This window comes from Pseudomonas moraviensis subsp. stanleyae, assembly GCF_036283065.1.
GTDB classification, from domain to species: Bacteria; Pseudomonadota; Gammaproteobacteria; order Pseudomonadales; family Pseudomonadaceae; genus Aquipseudomonas; species Aquipseudomonas stanleyae.
Window position 1 is genome coordinate 242,665 of sequence record NZ_JAADJI010000004.1, and the last position, 18,727, is coordinate 261,391.

At 60.7% G+C, this 18,727-nt stretch carries 13 protein-coding genes; 5 read left to right on the forward strand and 8 right to left on the reverse strand.

All coding sequences use genetic code 11. The annotated features are described in order from the left end of the window. Positions 1-9: 9 nt before the first annotated feature. The 3 genes from GXB78_RS08545 to GXB78_RS08555 all read right to left on the reverse strand — a co-directional run bounded on the left by GXB78_RS08545 (position 10) and on the right by GXB78_RS08555 (position 2,749). Positions 10-918 carry a hypothetical protein gene (locus GXB78_RS08545; protein ID WP_329515091.1) on the reverse strand — a complete coding sequence of 303 codons (909 nt, stop codon included), beginning with the start codon at positions 916-918 and terminating at the stop codon, positions 10-12. Beyond that, positions 915-1,610, reverse strand: a complete 696-nt coding sequence (locus tag GXB78_RS08550; protein WP_329515092.1) for a hypothetical protein — start codon at positions 1,608-1,610, stop codon at positions 915-917. The genes GXB78_RS08545 and GXB78_RS08550 overlap by 4 nt, the downstream gene beginning before the upstream one ends. 104 nt (positions 1,611-1,714) lie before the next feature. Next, positions 1,715-2,749, reverse strand: a complete 1,035-nt coding sequence (locus tag GXB78_RS08555; protein ID WP_329515093.1) for an alpha/beta fold hydrolase — start codon at positions 2,747-2,749, stop codon at positions 1,715-1,717. 214 nt (positions 2,750-2,963) lie between these two features. On the opposite strand from GXB78_RS08555, the gene GXB78_RS08560 reads away from it, so the two are divergent. Together GXB78_RS08560 and metR are read left to right on the forward strand one after the other, a co-directional pair. Next, the gene (locus tag GXB78_RS08560) at positions 2,964-8,519 is read left to right on the forward strand and encodes a dermonecrotic toxin domain-containing protein (RefSeq protein ID WP_329515094.1); all 5,556 of its coding nucleotides are present in this window, start codon (positions 2,964-2,966) and stop codon (positions 8,517-8,519) included. Positions 8,520-8,668: 149 nt separating this feature from the next. Next, entirely contained in the window at positions 8,669-9,586 is a 918-nt protein-coding gene (metR, locus tag GXB78_RS08565; RefSeq protein WP_130909512.1) for a transcriptional regulator MetR, read from the forward strand. Positions 9,587-9,716: 130 nt separating this feature from the next. Here metR and GXB78_RS08570 read toward each other — a convergent pair whose 3' ends face one another. The 4 genes from GXB78_RS08570 to GXB78_RS08585 are packed head-to-tail and all read right to left on the reverse strand — an operon-like array spanning position 9,717 to position 12,734. Further along, complete coding sequence (locus tag GXB78_RS08570; RefSeq protein ID WP_329515095.1) at positions 9,717-10,214, reverse strand: GNAT family N-acetyltransferase; 498 nt, start codon at positions 10,212-10,214, stop codon at positions 9,717-9,719. Position 10,215: 1 nt separating this feature from the next. Beyond that, positions 10,216-10,854: a LysE family translocator gene (locus tag GXB78_RS08575; RefSeq protein ID WP_329515096.1), complete on the reverse strand. Its 639-nt coding sequence runs from the start codon at positions 10,852-10,854 to the stop codon at positions 10,216-10,218. Between the two features lie 23 nt (positions 10,855-10,877). Further along, complete coding sequence (locus GXB78_RS08580) at positions 10,878-11,312, reverse strand: NUDIX hydrolase (protein ID WP_329515097.1); 435 nt, start codon at positions 11,310-11,312, stop codon at positions 10,878-10,880. Positions 11,313-11,369: 57 nt separating this feature from the next. Beyond that, positions 11,370-12,734, reverse strand: coding sequence for an HD domain-containing phosphohydrolase (locus tag GXB78_RS08585; protein ID WP_329515098.1), 1,365 nt, complete (start codon positions 12,732-12,734; stop codon positions 11,370-11,372). A gap of 287 nt (positions 12,735-13,021) precedes the next feature. Here GXB78_RS08585 and GXB78_RS08590 point away from each other — a divergent pair, with 287 nt between their 5' ends. The 3 genes from GXB78_RS08590 to GXB78_RS08600 are packed head-to-tail and all read left to right on the forward strand — an operon-like array spanning position 13,022 to position 17,183. Further along, entirely contained in the window at positions 13,022-13,972 is a 951-nt protein-coding gene (locus GXB78_RS08590; protein WP_329515228.1) for a cytochrome-c peroxidase, read from the forward strand. After that, the gene (locus tag GXB78_RS08595) at positions 13,969-15,783 is read left to right on the forward strand and encodes a DAHL domain-containing protein (RefSeq protein WP_408005115.1); all 1,815 of its coding nucleotides are present in this window, start codon (positions 13,969-13,971) and stop codon (positions 15,781-15,783) included. The genes GXB78_RS08590 and GXB78_RS08595 overlap by 4 nt, the downstream gene beginning before the upstream one ends. Next, complete coding sequence (locus tag GXB78_RS08600; RefSeq protein WP_329515099.1) at positions 15,780-17,183, forward strand: ATP-binding protein; 1,404 nt, start codon at positions 15,780-15,782, stop codon at positions 17,181-17,183. The genes GXB78_RS08595 and GXB78_RS08600 overlap by 4 nt, the downstream gene beginning before the upstream one ends. Before the next feature lie 7 nt (positions 17,184-17,190). On the opposite strand, the gene GXB78_RS08605 is transcribed toward GXB78_RS08600, so the two are convergent. Next, a complete protein-coding gene (locus GXB78_RS08605) occupies positions 17,191-18,516 on the reverse strand; it encodes an APC family permease (RefSeq protein WP_329515100.1) in 1,326 nt (441 codons plus the stop codon). Positions 18,517-18,727: the final 211 nt, after the last annotated feature.

The following is an 18,727-nucleotide window of genomic DNA, read 5'->3' on the forward strand; positions in this document are numbered from 1 at the left end:
CATCACCCCCTAGCGGCCGTAGACTCTGGCCAGTTGCGCGGACGACAAGGCATCCTCGAACGGCACCGGCACTGATTTCACCGCACCGTAGAGGTTGCGGTAGCGCCAGTAGCTGCCGTTCTGCGCCAGTTGATAACCGCGCTCGACCACCCGCTGGCCGTCGAGCACGTAACGCAGGGTTTCCTGCGCGGCGGGCGGCGGCGTCGGTTGCATCAGATCGGCGCTCAACACGCGCATGGATTCATCAATGCACTCATCCAGCACAGCGCTGACCTGCGCCAGGTCGAGGGCGCCGTCATCGATGCATTGCTTGCCGCAGCGACGAATCGGCTGGCTGGCCACTTCGATGCGCATGCGGTACAGCGGCGAGCCGGCGATATCCTGCAATTGCACCTGATTGACCAGCACGAAACTGCCGCGATCCGGGGTCAGCATCAGCTTCGGTTCGATCAGCAACCGTGCCGTGACCGCGCCCTCCCCCTGCTTGAATCCGGACACTTGCGACGCCGCTTGGAAGCGTTGTTGCAAACGCTCCTGCAACGGCACGCCAGCGAGCAGATCAGCCAGCGGCCGCGATTCGTTCAGCGCGGCTTTTTCGGCATCGCGCTGCAATGTACCGGAACCCATTTGCGTGTTGATCAGACTGGCCACCAGGATGCCCGCCAACCCGGCGCCTGCGCCGGAGCTCGAAACCAGCGTGTAACTGGAATTCGCCGCGTTCACCGCCGCTTTGCTGTCGATCACCGTACTCGCGCCGACAAACTCCGCCGGCAGTTGCACGTCCACTTTCAGCCCGTGCGCCTGCACGTAGCTGATAGCGGCCTGATCCTTGAAACCGGCCTCGGGTGCCGGTTTCTGCGCACAGCCAGGCAATGCCAGCAGGGAGATCGCCGCGAGTGTCAGGGCCAGACGTTTCATTGCGCGAACGGGGCGATCATTTGCTGACGGCTGTTATCCATCGCTTGATAGAACGCGTTGGACAGGTTGGTGTAGGACGGCTCGTCCCACTCACCTTGCGCGGCTTGAACAGCTGCGAATGGCTGGTACCACAAGAGTTTGTTGTCCGCCAGATCGATCACCATGCCCTGGCCGCCAACCTGGGCCATCGGCACGCTGGTGGGCACGACGCTGTAGTAGCTGCGCGTCGCACCAGTGGCGTAAATCGACACCAGCAACAGACGGTCAATGCCGTGGGCGACCTTCATCGGCGTCATGTCCTTGGTCATGTAGCCTTCACGGAAATCGACTTCCTTGAAGGTTTTCAGATCCACCTTTTCATCGATGCGCTTGGCTTTGTAGCCCTTGGCTTGCAGTTTGGCGACGATCGCGTCGGGCAAGGTTTCCAGGTCACGCACCTGCCAGGTCTCGACATTGGCGCTGAGCTTGCTGTTGACGCCGGCATTGATGGCGTAATCGAGGATGCCCTGATTGCCGGTCAGCGCCAGCACAGGCGACGGTACGACGGTAATGGCCACGCCGATGGTCGGCTCCTTGGCATCCCAGAATTGTTTGTCCAGAGGCACCGGCGGTTGTACGTGGGCACAGCCGGTCAGGGTCAGTACCGCGAGCAGGGCCAGCGCGGCCCATTGACGTGTAGCGCGAAAAATCATGGATCAAGTCCCTATGTCTGAAAACGTTCCTGCCCTTATCGGCAACAACGCGGCAAACAATAGTGGCACATTGATATTTTTTTGGCGACAGGATGCTGGCGCGGTTAAAGCAGATTGTTCTGCGCCGCCGGATCGACCCGAGCCCAATGCGAAGTGTCCTCGCGATGCGCCTGCAAATACGGCAGCACCGCCGCCAGCAACGGCTCCTTGAACGCTTCCTGAAAGCGATGCGCCAGTCCCGGAATCAGTTTCAGCTGACTGCCCTGGATGTGCGCTGCCAGGTGCACGCCGTGCATCACTGGCAGCAGCGGATCGGCCGTGCCGTGCACCACCAGTGTCGGTACGCGCAGTTGATTGAGCAAAGCCACCCGGCTCGGTTCGGCAAGGATCGCCATGATCTGCCGTTTGACGCCTTCGGGATTGAACGCGCGGTCGTAGGATGCCGCCGCCTGTTGCAATAGCGCTTGCCGATCATCAGTCACCGCCGGGCTACCGAGTGCAGCGAGCAGATCGGCTTGTTGTTCCAGCGCGACTTCACGGTTCGGCGCGCCCCGCCGCGAGAGCAATTGCACCAGCGCCGCACTCGGTGCTGGCAAGCCTTCAGCGCCGGAAGTGGTCATTATCAAAGTCAGGCTTTCCACCCGCTGCGGCGCCATGGCCGCCATGTGCTGGGCGATCATCCCGCCCATGCTCGCGCCGAGCACATGAAATTGTTCGACCTTCAACGCGGTCATCAAACCCAGCGCATCGCCGGCCATGTCAGTCAGGCTGTACGGTGCCGAAACCGGCAGACCGAGTTTATAGCGCAGCACTTCGAAGGTCAGATTGGCCTCGATCGGCGCCTGCCGCCAGGTCGACAGGCCGACGTCGCGATTGTCATAACGGATCACCCGGAAACCCTGCTGACACAGCGCGACCACCACTTCGTCCGGCCAGTGGATCAACTGCCCGCCCAGGCCCATGACCAGCAACAGCGCCGGGTCCGAAGCCCGGCCGATACTTTGATAGGCGAGGCTGACCTGTGCCAGCTCGGCGTGCTCGGTCGGCACGTTGACATCACAGCGCCCTGCTGCAAACGAGCCGGCCCCGAACAAAAGCGCGGCCAACGCGGCCGCGACTGAAAAGAATCTCTTGAACATGAAAAACACCAAAACGCAGCACCCCAGTAGATCGCGAGTCTGATGAAGTTCGTGCGAGCGCGCTGCCACACTTGCATGACAGTTTGATGAAGAGTGCCGAGCGGTCATCTGTCCGCGGCGAACCATAACTATGTACCGCCAGGTTCCGGCGCGTTTTCTGTTGAATGACCCGCACCGGAGCGGATGCCCCGCTCCCCCCTGCGAGTCAGTCACCATGCTCGATCCCCTGCCCCTTGATGTGCCGCCGTTTACGCCGCAGTCGCTTGCGCCGTCCATGCCATTGGCGAAAACCATCGATCAGAGTTTGTTGTTACAAGCCAATAGACGCTGGCGTGACAGTAGCGAAGGCTTGCGCAGGTTGTTCGCAACCAGCCCTGCCCTGCGCGACACGATCAACCAGTCACTAAGACAGCACCTGCAACTCGATGGTGAAACCAGCGGTTTGCGCTTTGCGGCCACGCACACGCAAGCCGAACACTTTGTCAGCCTCACCCAGGCCTGCGCTTTTGTCGTTCAGCACCCCGAACTGGAGACCACTCTGGATCAGCGCTGCCATGTCAGCGGTCTGAGCCGCGACCACCCGCTGCATGCCTTGAAACCACTGCAAATGCTGGAAAAACTGAAAGCGCTCGATCTACAAAAAGCGCATGCCACGGCCTGGGCCGAATTCTGGGAGGCCCGTGCCCCACAGACCGCCGTGTCGCGACGCACGCGCGCTACCGAACTTTATCGCATGCACTTCGAAGCGACCGCTGAGGCAGCTTTCGCCAGACAGATCATCAGCACAGAGCAGCTTGCCTGCCTGCAACAGGTTGTCGATGCGGGTTCCGGCTCGTTGTCGTTCAAGGGCCGCCCCCTGCACACCGAGAAACCGGCGCTGGTGCTGAGCAATCACAGCAGGGTCAAGCTGCCCGGGGCATGGGTGATCAGCACGGGTGAGCGGTCGACAGCACGCCCGCTGGTGTATCTGCCCAGCGGCCCCGAGGGCATCCGAGCCTTTGAAAACCGGGCACAAATGGAAACATGGCTGGCCAGCGAGGTGCAGATTCCCACCGGTCTTGCGCGCGAAATCCTGCGCTTCGATTACACCGCAGCGACCGCGCCAATGATCACCGGGGCAAGCGACTTGTTCGCCGACAGGCACCATGCTCAGGTGCACGCTTTGCACACCACCAACAGAGGCAAACCCGGCCTGCGGGAATGGGGTGCGCATGCGTTGGCACAGGTGGAACTGATCGATCGTCAGCGCAGTAACGTAATCATCGTAGCGGCACCGGCGAGAATGGCCGTCGCCAGACAGGACAGCGAAAGTGCCGAAACCCCGCTCTTCGGCAGTCTGTCTGCCGGTATTCCACTGAGCGTGCGGCACGCCGCGCTCAAGCGCGAGCGCGAAGCACTCGAACGGATGCAGGCCAACGACCCGGACGCCAGCCGATACCGCCAGTGCGAAGAGGCAATCAAGACCCTGGAAAACGCTGAGCAGGCCTGCGACATCGCCGCCAGATCGTTGCTGTACCGAGAACGCGCCTTTGATCTGGTTACCTTCAACACGGCATTTACCGGCATTTATCAGGCGCACAGAGACGGCTTGTTCGCCGAAGCCCGCCTGCAGGCAATGCTGGGGCTGATCTCCGACACTGAACATGAACTGCTCAAGGCCGTGCTGGATACACCGGTCGCTGCCGATCGCGCCGGGGACTTCGGCGCCGCCAGTCTGACGTTATCGATAACCGAAACCGCCAGCGCTATCACCACTGTCAAAAGCGCAACGCTCAAAGGCGCGCTGGTGTTCGCCCGCAAAGCCACACTGTCCGGCGCCAGCCCCGGCTCCAGCCTGTTGCTGTACTGCCCGGGCGCAGGTGGCGGACTGCAACGCTTCGCCGATCACCCGGCGCTCGCGCGTGAGGTGTTCAGGATTGCGGACAACGACATGCACCTGTCCCTGCGCCTGAACCCGGTGGTCACCGATCCTCTGTATCAGTCCCTCGACGCATTGATTTCCGACTTCGAAAGCACCGCCGCAGGGATGCGTGGCAAACCGGAGCAAGCCGACGCCATGGAAATTCTGCGACACAGTTGCCTCGCCAGCGTGCAGGTGCCGGTCAATGCTGCCCGAAGCCTGTCGTTCGCGCATGTCCGCGAACAGGAGCGCAGTGCCACCCTCGCCGCTCATTTGCCGGACTGGCTGACGCAGTTGGACAAAACGGCGCGAAGCAGGCTCAAACAGCGCATCAAGGCCTACCTTCACGCGATGGATAACAGCCACGCACTCATGTCCCGAGCGCTGTCGCCCCGCGACGATTTCACGCGCAAGCATCTGCATGCCCGGCTGCGCAAGGACTTCGCTATCAACGGACACTTTTGCGTTCAGGTCGAATTGCCCGATACGACCAAAACCGAAACCGTTGCAGTGGCCGGGCCGGCCGGACCGCGCAAGACCACTGTCATCGTGCCTGGCCCCACTCGCAGCAAAATGTCCCTGGAAGAACTCGCTCAGCTGAATATCGACAATGTCCCGTCCGTGCTCAACGACGCACTGTCGCAGCGCTTGATCTTCATGCGCCTGGAAATCACCGCCGCGCTGCCACGCGATCGCATTCGCCTGCTCAACGGCATCAATCTGACCTACCTGCGTAAAGTCCTGCCGGCGCTGGACCTGCCCGCCGCCTATGAACGAAAAATCCACGAGGCTTTCCATGGATCGGCCAGCGAATCGCTGTTCGTCAGGCAACATCGACGCGAAAGCCTGATCGAACCCTGGCGGCTGATGCTCAAGATACAAAGCGAAAACGCGCGGCTGCAAAAACACCTCGGTCCGGATGAGGCAGAGCTGCTGAACACCGCAATCGACGCCGACACCGCAGACGCCTGGCTCGCCCATGGCAAGCGCATCGTTCTGCGACCGGTATCCCTGAAAAGCGGTGGCAAGGATACGCCGCGCGAAGGGCCGGTCACCTTGTCGGGCTTGACCTTCATCGAGGAGCAGATCAGCGGCACCACTTTGCTGTACCTGCCCGACAGTCCCGATCAGCAGTATCTGCGCCGTTACGACAGTCTCGAAGCCGCGCGCAAAGGGCTTTTCATCCTGTGCGGGAATGACCGGTGGATCGAATACCTGGCGGGCAAGGCGCTACAAGGCGATATCAGGGCACATGTCGGCCGCATCGGCGAGGCGGTGACGAAAAACTTCGACGCTATCATTGAAGCTGGCGCGCGCTGGCCGGCGAGCACTTCGCTGGCCGCACACTTGCTCGATACCCACCAGGGCCGCTTGATCGAAGCCCATCGCGGCACCTCGCGCTCCAACGATGAACTGTTCTTCCAGCGATACGCACTCAAAGGCCCGCGCGCGTTCAACTATCTGAAAATGGCATTGGGGATGGTCCCGTTTGTGGGGACCGTCCTCGCGCTGCATGATGCCTGGAGTGCCGCCAATCAGGCCGCTGCGGCGTTTCTGCGCGGTGATGTGGCTGACGCAGTGGCCGAACTGCAGTCGATGTTTCTGTCATTGATCGACGCGCTCATGGACTTCCTGCCAGGCGAAGCGGTGGCCTCGAGTCTTTCGCGCACCACTCGCGCACTGACCAGGACCCGTCAACTGCGTAGCCTGCTCGGCAACGTTGCGGCATTGCACGGCAAGACGCAGCGCAATGCCCGGCAGGTGCTGGCGCGTTTCCAGGATTACGATTATGAAAAGCCGCTGTCGCTGGCAGGGATCGAGCCGACAACTCACGGCCTTTATCGCGGCATCTATCGACATGCCGAGGGCGATTTCATCGAGCGCCAGGGCCGCTTCTATCAAGTGGAGCTGGGCCAGGGTTCACGCATCTGGCGTCTGTCCGGCAACTCGCGCAAGACCTACAAGCAACCCATTGCCCTGGACGAAAGCGGCCAATGGGACACCTGGTTCGGTGTTCATGGAACCGCGCTGGAAGGCGGCCTGCTCGGTGGCGGTAACGTGGCGGGGCATCTGGCCAATGCACTGGACCCGTACTGGCCACCGGTCATCCGCCAGCGTTTACCGCGCTGGTGGAGTGACCGCAGCTTGCGCCGGCACCAGCAACTGACGATGGAAACCGAGCGTCTGGCGCGCGCAATCGATGCCCGGCTGGAGGCGAACAAGACGGCGATTCTGGCATTCCAGAACGCCCGCCGCGCCGATCAGCCCGCCCTGCTGCCGGCAGCCGAAGCTGCGTGCCTGGAAGATATCCGCATGGCCACGCAACGCTATGAGGTGCTGACCGAGTTGAAGCCGCTCACCAACGGCAACAAACAGGCATCGGTGAGCCGGGTGCAAAGCTCCGTCGCGTTGCGTCTGACCAGTCGATACGGCATGCGCTCGGCCCAAGTGTCCTCAGCCACTTTCACGGTGCTGGAAAAGATCCAGCGATTGAGCCTGAGCGTGAACGCCTTGCCGGCGGATGCACCGTCGCGACGGTTGGCGTTGCTCGCAGAAATTCGCCAGTTGCAGATCGACTACGTGAAAAAAATGGAGATGCTGGAAGACATTCGCAACCAGCTCAATCAATGGTACGAACGCATTACCGTGAAAGCCGATAAAACCGAGCTGGCAAAAAATGTTGCCCTGATCAACCGCCGACACAGCAATGCTCACCTGCTCTATCACAAAACCTACATGCAGCTCGATCTGGTCCTGGACCACCGCTACACCGATGACGTTTCGTGGATTTATTTCCGTGAGCGGACAGCCCAGCTCTGGAAGGACGTCAAAGAAGCCATGACCACCCAGTACGACCTGCCCGCGTTGCGTACCAGCGCGCAAAATCGTACCCGGATGCTGCAGCACTGCGTGGACGCCTACAGCCGGTTGCGCCGGCAAATGACCATCTTGATGAGCGACTACCCGGAACATCTTCATCTGGACGACATCGAACCGTTGCTCGACAACATCGAACAAATGGCCAGTCTGGCCCGCAGAGGCGTGATCGAGCCGCCTGTGCCGAAAACGCCTGGCCAGCCGGTCCAGCGCGTATTCGTGACGGCTGAGGGCAATCTGCTGTACGGCACCGAAAGATTTGATACCCGCGCCCAGCGCCGCGTGTATGAGCGACACCAGCGGGAGGGTGAAATGCAAGTCTGGGAAGAAGGGCCTGACGGCCGTTCGCGCCAGGTCAGCCTGCCTCAGGCTCAGCCACGGGCGCCACAAGTGGACCTTGGCGCACTGGTCGCTGAGGCGCGGCGTCGCCTCGACCGGGTTCCTGCCTACCAGAATGCGGTGCAACGCAACGCCGACAGAGGCATGTTACCGGTCGACCTGCAGCACATGATGGACACTCATGCCAGTGAACTCGGCACCCGCGCCGACGCTATCGCCGCCAGGTCTGCGCAGCATCCCCTCATCCAGACCCTGCGTGACAAAGCCACCGAGTTGACGGCTGCCGGCCGTAGCCTCCGCACGCAGAGCTCATTGGCCAGCCAGAAGCCCACCGATGGCATGCTCGATGACCTGATCGGTCAGGGCGCCGTGGAGATTCGCAGAACGCAACCGATCAGGTATCTGGGCCGGCATGACGATAATCCCGACTACCTGCAGGAATACGAGATATGGAACATCACCGCCCAACCGGCACAATTGCTGTGGTATGCGCACTTCCATTACCGCACCGCTGTGCCGGTCTTCAGGCGGTTTGAAACCGCCCATTTGAAACTGCCGCAGCACCGTTTCCTCACGCACGCCGATGACGCCACGCTGCCCTATTCGAAAATCGGCAAGCAATCGGTGGCCCTGCACCACTTCGAAGATCTTTAGGCGACTGCCGGATTTCCTTGAGCGTCAGTCATGACGGTCGGCGGAATCCGGCTGCGAGTCTGCCCCAGGACAGATCGACAATCAGGCAGACATGAGAGAAACTCAACGACAATCGATTTAACACAAAAGTTACTCATGGAGCTTCATCGGTGCTCGAAATCCGTCACTTGAAAACCCTGCACGCCTTGCGCGAAGCCGACAGCCTCGTCGATGCCGCTGACCGCCTGCATCTGACGCAGTCAGCCCTGTCGCACCAGTTCAAAGAGCTCGAAGAGCGCATGGGCATGCAACTGTTCGTGCGCAAGACCAAACCGGTGCGCTTCACCAGCGCCGGTTTGCGCCTGCTGCAACTGGCCGATGCCACCCTGCCGCTGCTGCGCGCCGCTGAACGGGACATCGCTCGTCTGGCCGGTGGCACCGCCGGGCGTCTGCACATGGCCATCGAATGCCACAGCTGCTTCCAGTGGCTGATGCCGACCATCGACCAGTTTCGCGATGCCTGGCCGGAGGTCGAGCTGGACCTTGCCTCGGGCTTCGCTTTCGCCCCGCTACCGGCACTGGCGCGCGGCGATCTGGATCTGGTGGTGACCTCCGATCCGCTGGAGATTGCCGGCATCACTTACGTGCCGCTGTTCACTTACGAAGCCATGCTCGCGGTAGCCAATCAGCATGCACTGGCGAGCAAGCCGTATATCGTTCCTGAGGACTTGCTGACGGAAACGCTGATCACCTACCCGGTGGAACGCGATCGTCTGGACATCTTTACGCGCTTTCTGGAGCCGGCCGACATTGAACCGGCGCAGGTGCGCACTTCCGAGCTGACCGTGATGATGATGCAACTGGTCGCCAGCGGCCGTGGCGTCTGTGGCATGCCGCACTGGGCGCTGCATGAATACAGCTCGCGTGGTTATGTGAAGGGCAAACGGCTGGGGGAAAAAGGTTTGTTCGCGACGCTGTATGCGGCGATTCGCACGGACATGCTGGATGCGCCGTATATGCGCGACTTCCTGCTCACTGCGAAGGACACTTCGTTTTCGACCCTGGATGGCGTCAGTGCCGTACGCTGATTCTTCAGAGCAAGAGGTCCCCCTGTGGGAGCGAGCCTGCTCGCGAAAGCGGTGGATGATTCAGCGATGATGTTGGCTGGACGGACGCCTTCGCGAGCAGGCTCGCTCCCACAAGGATTGTCGTGGTGGGTCAGAGCTCGCGCCACATGTGGATCTTGTCGAAGTAGTCTTCGCCCACCCGGACCGCCAGCGGTTCGAGGCCGTACTGGATGAAGCCGCAACGCTGATACAGCTGAAAAGCCGCGTCGTTGCCAGCGGTGACGGTGAGCTGGAGCAGTTTCAGCGCCGGATGCTTTTGCGCTTCGGCCAAAGCCGCCTGGACCAGATCAAAGCCCAGCCCCTGCCGACGATAATCCGCTGAGACGTACATGCCGAACAGCGTGGCCTTGTGCCGCGCCTTCTCACGCGGTTCGAAAGCCAGGCCGACAATCCCGGCCAATGTCCCGGCGTCGAACGCCCCCGACACCACGTCGAGCTTGCTGGTCAGGCGCCCTTCCCACCAGCTCAACGGCATCACCGCGCGCTCACGCACGCTTGAGGTGAACGCCTGCGGGTGACGGTCGTAGGCTTCGAGCATCAGCTCGCGGTAAACCAGGGCGTGGCTGGCATCCAGCCGTTCGATCCACACCTCAGGCGGCCCGCCGTTGTTCGAACATCAGCCGTACGGCAAGGCCGCCGAGCACCAGGCCCATGAAGTACCGCTGCAACGCCAGCCAGGTCGGGTTGCGCACGAACCACGAGGCGATGCCCGCAGCGAAGAGCGCGATCAGCAAGTTGACGGAAAAACTGACGCTGATCTGGGTCAGGCCGAGGATGATGCTTTGGGTGAACACCGAGCCGTGTTCGGGGCTGATGAATTGCGGGAACACCGAGAGGTAGAACACGGCGATTTTCGGGTTCAGCGCGCTGGTCAGAAAGCCCATGGTGATCAGTTTGCGCGCCGAGTCCGGCGGCAGTTGCTGAGCTTCGAACGGTGAACGCGCACCGGGTTTCAGCGCCTGCCAGGCCAGCCACAGCAAATACAGCGCACCGGCCCATTTCAACACTTCATAAGCCATCGGCACGGCAAGAAATACCGCTGTCAAACCGGCCGCCGCGGCGAACATGTGCACAAAGAACCCGCCGACCACGCCGAGCAATGAGGTCACTCCGGCGCGGCGCCCCTGACAGATCGAACGCGAGATCAGGTAGATCATGTTCGGCCCCGGCGTCAGCACCATCAGCAATGCGGCGGCGGCGAATATCAGCAAGTCTTGCAGCGGGATCATGGCAAAGTCCTTTGCGGGAATGATCAGGCGAGTGCAGTCAGTGAACGGCGATAAAACGGCAGGATGTGCTCGCGTGTCAATGGCGCCAGCTCGAGCGCCGGATCAGTGGCCGGATCGACCCAGATGACTTCCTCGATTTCCGCCGCCGGGCAGACTTCAGTATCGACGGTCAGTTGAAAAATTTCCGCATGCACGACGAAGCCCGGCTCGTTGGCGGCAGGAGCGGAGAAGCTGTTGAGGAAAATCGCCTGCGTCGGATCGATCTGCAGACCCAATTCTTCTTCCAGCTCCCGGGCAAGGGCGTGAATCGGCAGCTCATGGGCCTCGATCTTGCCGCCCGGTTGCATGAACGCCGTGGTGCCGCGCTTGCGCACCAGCAGGGTCTGGCCTTGCGGGTTGAGCAACAGCGCAGCGGCGATATGGAGAGTGCGGGGCGAAGCGTGAGAAGTCAGCGGCATGAGCGAGAAAAATCCCTGAGGCAAAAACCCAAGGATCCCATGTCCGCCCCCCTGCCGTCATGCCCGTTCGCCCTGCACCTGGAGCGCGGCCGCTGGCTCCTCGGGCTCTTTGACGAAGACCCGGTACTTGCCGCCTTCCATGGCTTCGAAGGCAATCAGTTTTTCGATCAGCGGGCCGCTCAGTACCTTGCCGGTGTTGAGCAGAAGCATGCCGTTATCGGCGTTGAGATTGCGCGCCAGGAGCATGCCGGCGACCAGCTCGCGGGTGCTCAACACTTTGACCTGCGGATCGATCAGGGCGATATCGTTGAGCAACGTCGCACAGACCTCGATGAACGCCTCGACCAGCTGCGGATCGTAGAGCCGGCCACTGTACTGACGCAGGTAGAGCAGCGCTTCGTCGTTGTTCATCTGGCGTTCGAGAATCAACCCGCGTTGCAGTTCGACGAAATCCACCGCCAGCTTGAGCAGCCGCGAGCCAAACGGGATCGCCTCGCCCTTGAGCCGGTCGGGAAAGCCACTGCCATCCCAGTGTTCCTGATGATGCAGGATCAACCGGGCGGCATCTTTCATCGGATCGAGGGTCATCAACAGCGATTCGCTCTGCTTCGGATAGCCGCGATAACGCTCGCGCTCGGCGGAATGCAGCAGATCCGACGGCGTGACCATCATCGAGTCCGGCCAGCTCAGTTTACCGATGTTGTACAGCGCGGCGGCCATGGTCAGGTCACGACTGGACGCTTCATCGAGGCCATGGACCTTGCTGTAGCCGCGCACCAGTTCGATGATCTGCCGGTTGGTCTGCTTGGCCGGAGGCAAGCGCAGGTTCGCCAGCAGCGAGAACACCTCTGTGCCGGTGACATAGCTGTGTTTGAGTTCCTCGTACGCCAGGTCAAGCATGTCGGCGGTCTGCTGCAACTCGGCGGTCCGCGCCGCGACGTGTTTTTCCAGCGCGCTGTTGAGCTGTTTCAGTTGCGCGTTCTGCGCCCGGGCAAGCTGCTCCAGGCGCTGCCGTTCGCGTTCCGAATGCTGATGCTCCAGCGCCTGACGCAAGATCACCAGCAGCTCTTCGTCGTTCCACGGCTTGCTGATGTAACGATGGATCTGCCCGTCATTGATTGCCTTGATGATGGCGCTCGGGTCGGCGTACCCGGTGAGCATGATCCGCAGAGTGCCCGGATGCCGTTCGCGCACCTGGGCCAGCAACGTCGCGCCGTCCATACCGGGCATGCGCGCATCGCTTATCACCAGATCCACCGGTTGCTGCGCCAGCAGGTCCAGCGCCTGGGCACCGCTGGTGGCCAGCAGAACGTCATAGGGTTGGCTGCGCAGCAGGCGGCGCAGGCTATTGAGAATCGATTCCTCGTCGTCGACCAGCAGCACTCTGGAGCGCTGACTGGGCGCAGTAGATTGTTCTTCCATGGGATGGCCTCAAGCGCAACAGTGAACGTGAACGATGCGGCGCTCTGCCCCCGCACCGATCCGCATCTGCCATGAAGGCTAGATGATTTTGCCGATTGCTCACACTAAACTTCTGCCGGGCTGCGCAGGCAAACTGACGAACGGCCGACTACTCTCAATACGATCAGCGGTCACGGCTGCCGACAAACCCGGGGAATGAGGGAAAGGGATGCTCTCGACGAAAATTGCGTACGAAAACCCAGGCAGCTCGGCATGAACACAGCCTTGTGCGGTAGCACCCTGTGAACCTGCCAACAGCTTTTCTGCGCCTGGTACTGACGCTGCTGCTGTGCGGCGGCGCTATCGCCGAACCGCTGAACGAGCCGCTCAAACCACTGCCGGGGATACCCCACCAGGATGCCGGGCGCGTGGCTCTGGGGCGGCAACTGTTCCACGATCCCAGGTTGTCGGTAAATAACACCCTGTCCTGCGCCAGCTGCCATCAACTGGACAAGAACGGTGCCGACAACCGCGCGCTGTCCTTGGGGTTCGACGGCAAGCCGGTGGCGATCAATACGCCCACGGTGTTCAACGCCAGCCTGAACTTTCGCCAATTCTGGGATGGCCGCGTCGAGACGCTCGAAGAGCAGAGCGATGTGGTCATCACCAGCCCTCATGAAATGGGCAGCGACTGGGACACGGTCGTCAAACGCATCGGAGAGGACGCCGATTACCGTCGCAGCTTCTCCGCGATCTACCCGGACGGTTTGACCAAGGTCAATGTTCAGCGGGCGCTCGCAGCCTTCGAGCGCACCCTGTTGACCCCCGGCTCCAGATTCGATCAGTACCTGCTGGGCGATACCGCCATCCTCAGCTACGAAGAAAAACAAGGCTACCAACGGTTCAAGGAATACGGCTGCATTGCCTGCCATCAGGGGGTGAACATTGGCGGCAACATGTTCCAGAAATTCGGGGTGTTCGGCGACTACATTGCCGATCGCGGCCAGGCGACGGAGGCCGACCTGGGGCGCTTCAATGTTACCGGCGACGAAGCTGACCGTGCGGTGTTCAAGGTCCCCAGCCTGCGCAACGTCGCCGTGACGGCGCCGTACTTCCACGACGGCTCGGCGGCGAGCCTCGAACAGGCGGTGGACATCATGTTCCAGTACCAGCTGGGGCGCATGCCGAGCGACGAAGACAAAACCCTGATCATCCAGTTTCTCAAGACCCTGACCGGCCAGTGGGAGGGCAAGCCATGATGAACATTTCGCGGCGCCGCAGCCTGCTGCTCTTGTCGTTGATCGCATTCGCGCTGGCTTCGGTGCTGTTGTTTCTGTACTTCAAATCCAGCTCCGACCAGACGATGACATACACCGAGTCACGGGACCTGATCCGGCAGATCAAACAGCAGGATTCGCTGTGGGAAAACGAGATCCTCAAGGCCAGGGTGGCGATCTCGCACAATTACGACCCGCTGGTCTCGCCAATGAACGCGATGAACCAGCTCTGGGTGCGTTTTACCGACATCGAATCGGGGCACGGGCGCAATGAAGCGGCGCAGTGGCACCAGGCGCATGTGGATTATCTGCAGGCGATGAAAGAGAAATCCCGGCTGGTCGAGCAGTTCAAATCCCACAATGCCTTGCTGCGCAATTCGCTGGCGTTCCTGCCAACCGCCGAGGATGACATTCAGCAGCAACTGGCCAACCTGCCCGACTTCGACAAATCGCAGTTGCAGAACATCACCACCGACACCTACGACCTGCTGCTCAGTGCACTGGAATTTGCCCAGGTCACCAGCGCCGAGCGCGCCGCTGAAATCGAGGTGGGGCTGAACAAACTTGCGGTCAATGCACAACGGTTGCCGGAAGAATTCCAGGCACCGATCAGGATTCTGAGCAATCACATTGCTCTGATTGCGCGCGAACAGCCGCAGGTCAATCAATTGCTCGAAAGCATCGAAGCGATCCCCGTGGCCGAACGTCTGGACACCATGACCACCCTGCTCGATCGCGATCAGCAGCGGGCCGACAGGATCGACCGCCAATACCATTTCTACATGTTGCTGTTTTCGGTGTTGCTGGTGCTGTCGCTGGTTGGCCTGACGATCCGCCTGATCGGCAGTTTTGCCGAAATCAACCGGGTCAATGCGGCGCTGCAGACCGCCAACGATGTACTGGAGCAGCGGGTCGATGAACGCACCCGCGAGTTGAAAAACGCGCAGAGCGAACTGCTCGATGCCGCACGCCAGGCGGGCATGGCGGAAATCGCCACCAACGTCCTGCACAACGTCGGCAACGTGCTCAACAGCGTCAATATTTCTTCCGATCTGATTGCGCGCAAATTGCGTAACAGCAAGACCCAGGGTCTGGCCAAGGCGATGCAGTTGATCAACGAGCACCCGGACGACCTCGGCGTATTCTTGCGCGAAGACGCCAAAGGCAAATTGCTTCCCGCCTACCTCAACCAACTGGTCGCTGCGATTGCTCAGGAACAACAGGAAATGGCCGATGAGCTGACGCAAATGAGCAAAAGCGTCGACCACATCAAGGACATCGTCGCCACCCAGCAATCCTATGCCGGCGCCAGCAGCATGACCGAGCCGCTGTTCATCGACGAGTTGCTCGAAGATGCCTTGCGCATGAACGCCGGTGCCCTGACCCGACACCACGTCACGGTGGTCAGGGAGTACGCCGACGTACCGCAAGTGATGGGCGACAAACACCGCCTGCTGCTGATCCTGATCAACCTGATCAGCAATGCGAAGTACGCAATGTCCGACCTCAGCAACCGCCCGCGAACCATGACTCTGGCGGTGAAAACTGTCGATGACAGCATTTTGCAGATCAGCGTCAAGGACGATGGCGAGGGCATCGCCGCGCAAAACATGACGCGGATCTTTGCCCACGGATTCACCACCCGCAAGGAAGGCCACGGCTTCGGCCTGCACAGTTGTGCCCTTGCCGCGATCGAGATGAACGGCCACCTCACCGCCCATAGCGACGGACCGGGCAAGGGCGCGCTGTTCACCTTGCAGATACCGCTGATTACCGTAACGGAGCACGCATGAGCGAATTGTCGAACCGCCGCATTCTGCTGATCGACGATATGCCGTCGATTCATGAAGACTTTCGCAAGATCCTCACGCCAGTCACGGCGCAATCGGTTGAACTGGACGAAATGGAGGCCGCACTGTTCGGGGCGCAGGCACGTCCCCTGCGCCCGTTGCTGGAGCTGGATTCGGCCTACGGTGGCGAGGAGGGTCTGGGCAAGCTGATCCAGGCCTCGCAGGAACAGCGCCCGTACGCATTGGCCTTTGTCGACATGCGCATGCCCGACGGCTGGGACGGCGCAAAAACCATCGAACACCTCTGGCACCACGACCCGCAATTGCAGGTCGTGGTCTGCACCGCGTATTCGGACTATTCCTGGGACGAACTGCTGGACCGTCTGCAGGCGCACGACCGCTTGCTGATCCTGAAAAAGCCCTTCGACAACATCGAAGTGCAGCAGATGGCCAACACCCTGCTGACCAAATGGCAGATGACCGAAAAGGCTTCATTGCAGATGCACCATTTGGAACATCTGGTGGATCAGCGCACCCTGGAATTCAAGCAGGCCAGCGAAGCACTGCAACGGGAAATCGATGAGCGCAAGCAACTGGAAAGCCAATTGGTGCAGTCGGAAAAGCTTGCTTCACTGGGGCAAATGGCTGCGGGCGTCGCCCACGAAATCAATAACCCGATCGGCTTCATTTCCTCCAATCTCGGTTCTCTCGACGGCTATTTCAAAAAGCTGCTGACCCTGCTCGAGGCGTATCAGAGCTACTTGCCAAGGCTCGACAGCGAGGCGGCAGCCAGATTGCAGCGTCTGCGTGAAGAGACCGAGCTGGAGTTTCTCCTTGAGGACGTTCCGCTGTTGATTCGCGAGTCCAAGGAAGGCATCGGCCGGGTCGGCCAGATCGTCAAAGATCTGAAGGATTTTTCCCGCGTCGATAACAATCAACAATGGCAGTGGGCCAATTTGCAGCAAGGCATCGAGTCGACCCTGAACATCGTTGCCAGCGAACTCAAGTACAAAGCCGACGTGATCAGGGACTACCAGCCGTTACCGGACATCGAGTGCCTGCCGTCACAAATCAATCAAGTGATCATGAACCTGGTGGTCAATGCCGCGCAGGCCATGGGGCCCGAGCGTGGCACCATCACCTTGCGCACCGGTGTGCAGCAAGACATCGCCTGGGTTGAGGTCGCCGACACCGGCTCGGGCATTGCGCCGGACACCTTGCAGAAAATCTTCGACCCGTTTTTCACCACCAAACCGGTCGGTCAGGGCACCGGCCTCGGCCTGTCGCTGTCCTATGGCATCGTTAAAAAACACGGTGGAGAAATCTCGGTACGCAGCGAGCCGGGCGTGGGTACGACCTTTCGCGTCGAGTTGCCGATGCGTCAGAGTCGGCCCGCTGCGTGAAGCCGTTTCAGGCAGCTTCCTGAAAATCCATCTCCGGTGGCTGGCGACGGAAGCCGCCCGTCAGCACCGCCAGATACACCACGCCAATCGCCAGCCAGCTCAGGCCCAGATACACCGCTAGATGATCAAGGCTAACCATCAACCACAAATCAGCCACCAGCCCGATGAAGGGGAAGATCAGAAACAGCAACAACTCGCGCAGGCCCTTTTTCTCTCCGCCGATCCAGTAATGGAAGATCACCGACAGATTCACCAGGCTGAATGCCAGAAACGCGCCGAAGTTGATGAACGAGGTCGAGGTGGTCACATCGAGTTTCAGCGCCAGCAACGCCACCGCCGCGCACAACAGAATGCTGTTGACCGGGGTGCCGAAGCGCGCATGCAAGTTGCCGAAAAATGACTTCGGCAAGACGCCGTCCCGACCCATTGCGAACAGCAGTCGCGAACCGCTGGCCTGCGCCGACAGCCCCGAGGCGAACTGGCCGACGATCAGACCGATCAGGAAGATCGACACGAACAGGTCGCCACCGATGTTGCGCGCAATTTCATAGGCTGCCGAGTCGACGCTGTCGAACTGCAACGACGGATGAGCGATCTGCACGAAGTACGAGACGCCGACGAAGATCAGGCCGCCGATCAAGGTGATCAGCATGATCGCCCGGGGAATGGTGCGGCGTGGATCGCGGGTCTCTTCGGTCAGGGTGCTGACTGCGTCAAAGCCGAGGAATGAATAGCAGGCAATCGCCGCGCCGCTCATGATCAGCGGCATCTGCATGTCGCCGTTGAAGAACGGTTTGATCGACCACAGCGGCGTATTCGCATCACCACCGATGTAGTGCACGCACAGCGCAACGAAGGCGATCAGCACGAGGAACTGCACCAGCATCAGCAAGGCGTTGATGCCGTTAGCCAGTTTCAGGCCGACGATGTTGATCGCACTGGTGATGCCGATGAACGCCAGCACCCAGATCCATTGCGGGATCGACGGGAACGCCGAGGCCAGATAAGCGGCGCCGATCAGCCAGATCGCCATCGGCAGAAACAGGTAATCGAGCAACACGGCCCAGCCGGCAATGAAACCGAGTTTCGGGCTGATCGCCTTGCGCACGTAGCTGTAAGCCGAACCGGCCACCGGAAAGGCAGCGGCCATGCGCCCGTAACTCATGGCGGTGAAAAACATCGCCACCAGCGCTGCCAGATAGGCGGCCGGAACCATACCGGCGGTGGCTTGGGCAAGGATGCCAAAGGTGCCGAGGACAATGATCGGCGTCATGTAGGCGATGCCGAACAGCACCACCGACCCTAGCGAAAGGGTGCGTTGCAAACGAGCCATGGGCGACTTACTCCGAATGTTATTGGATTTATGGCAGAGCCGGGTTCGGCGAATGTTTCGGGTGTTGCTGATTATTTTTGTTCGACTGAAGATCTTTTCCCCCTCACCCCAGCCCTCTCCCCCAGGGGGGCGAGGGGGAAAGGGAGCCGATCTCCATGGGTTTCAAATCCTGCGTCCGACCAGAGATTACTGATTCGAAGAACTTGAGTTC

Bases quoted from the DNA above. Each gene is read 5' to 3' on its own strand.
- GXB78_RS08595 (WP_408005115.1), top strand. From the start codon at position 13,969: ATGATGAACATTTCGCGGCGCCGCAGCCTGCTGCTCTTGTCGTTGATC.
- GXB78_RS08545 (WP_329515091.1), bottom strand. From the start codon at position 918: ATGAAACGTCTGGCCCTGACACTCGCGGCGATCTCCCTGCTGGCATTG.
- GXB78_RS08600 (WP_329515099.1), top strand. From the start codon at position 15,780: ATGAGCGAATTGTCGAACCGCCGCATTCTGCTGATCGACGATATGCCG.
- GXB78_RS08580 (WP_329515097.1), bottom strand. From the start codon at position 11,312: ATGCCGCTGACTTCTCACGCTTCGCCCCGCACTCTCCATATCGCCGCT.
- GXB78_RS08585 (WP_329515098.1), bottom strand. From the start codon at position 12,734: ATGGAAGAACAATCTACTGCGCCCAGTCAGCGCTCCAGAGTGCTGCTG.
- GXB78_RS08555 (WP_329515093.1), bottom strand. From the start codon at position 2,749: ATGTTCAAGAGATTCTTTTCAGTCGCGGCCGCGTTGGCCGCGCTTTTG.
- GXB78_RS08550 (WP_329515092.1), bottom strand. From the start codon at position 1,610: ATGATTTTTCGCGCTACACGTCAATGGGCCGCGCTGGCCCTGCTCGCG.
- GXB78_RS08575 (WP_329515096.1), bottom strand. From the start codon at position 10,854: ATGATCCCGCTGCAAGACTTGCTGATATTCGCCGCCGCCGCATTGCTG.
- GXB78_RS08605 (WP_329515100.1), bottom strand. From the start codon at position 18,516: ATGGCTCGTTTGCAACGCACCCTTTCGCTAGGGTCGGTGGTGCTGTTC.
- GXB78_RS08560 (WP_329515094.1), top strand. From the start codon at position 2,964: ATGCTCGATCCCCTGCCCCTTGATGTGCCGCCGTTTACGCCGCAGTCG.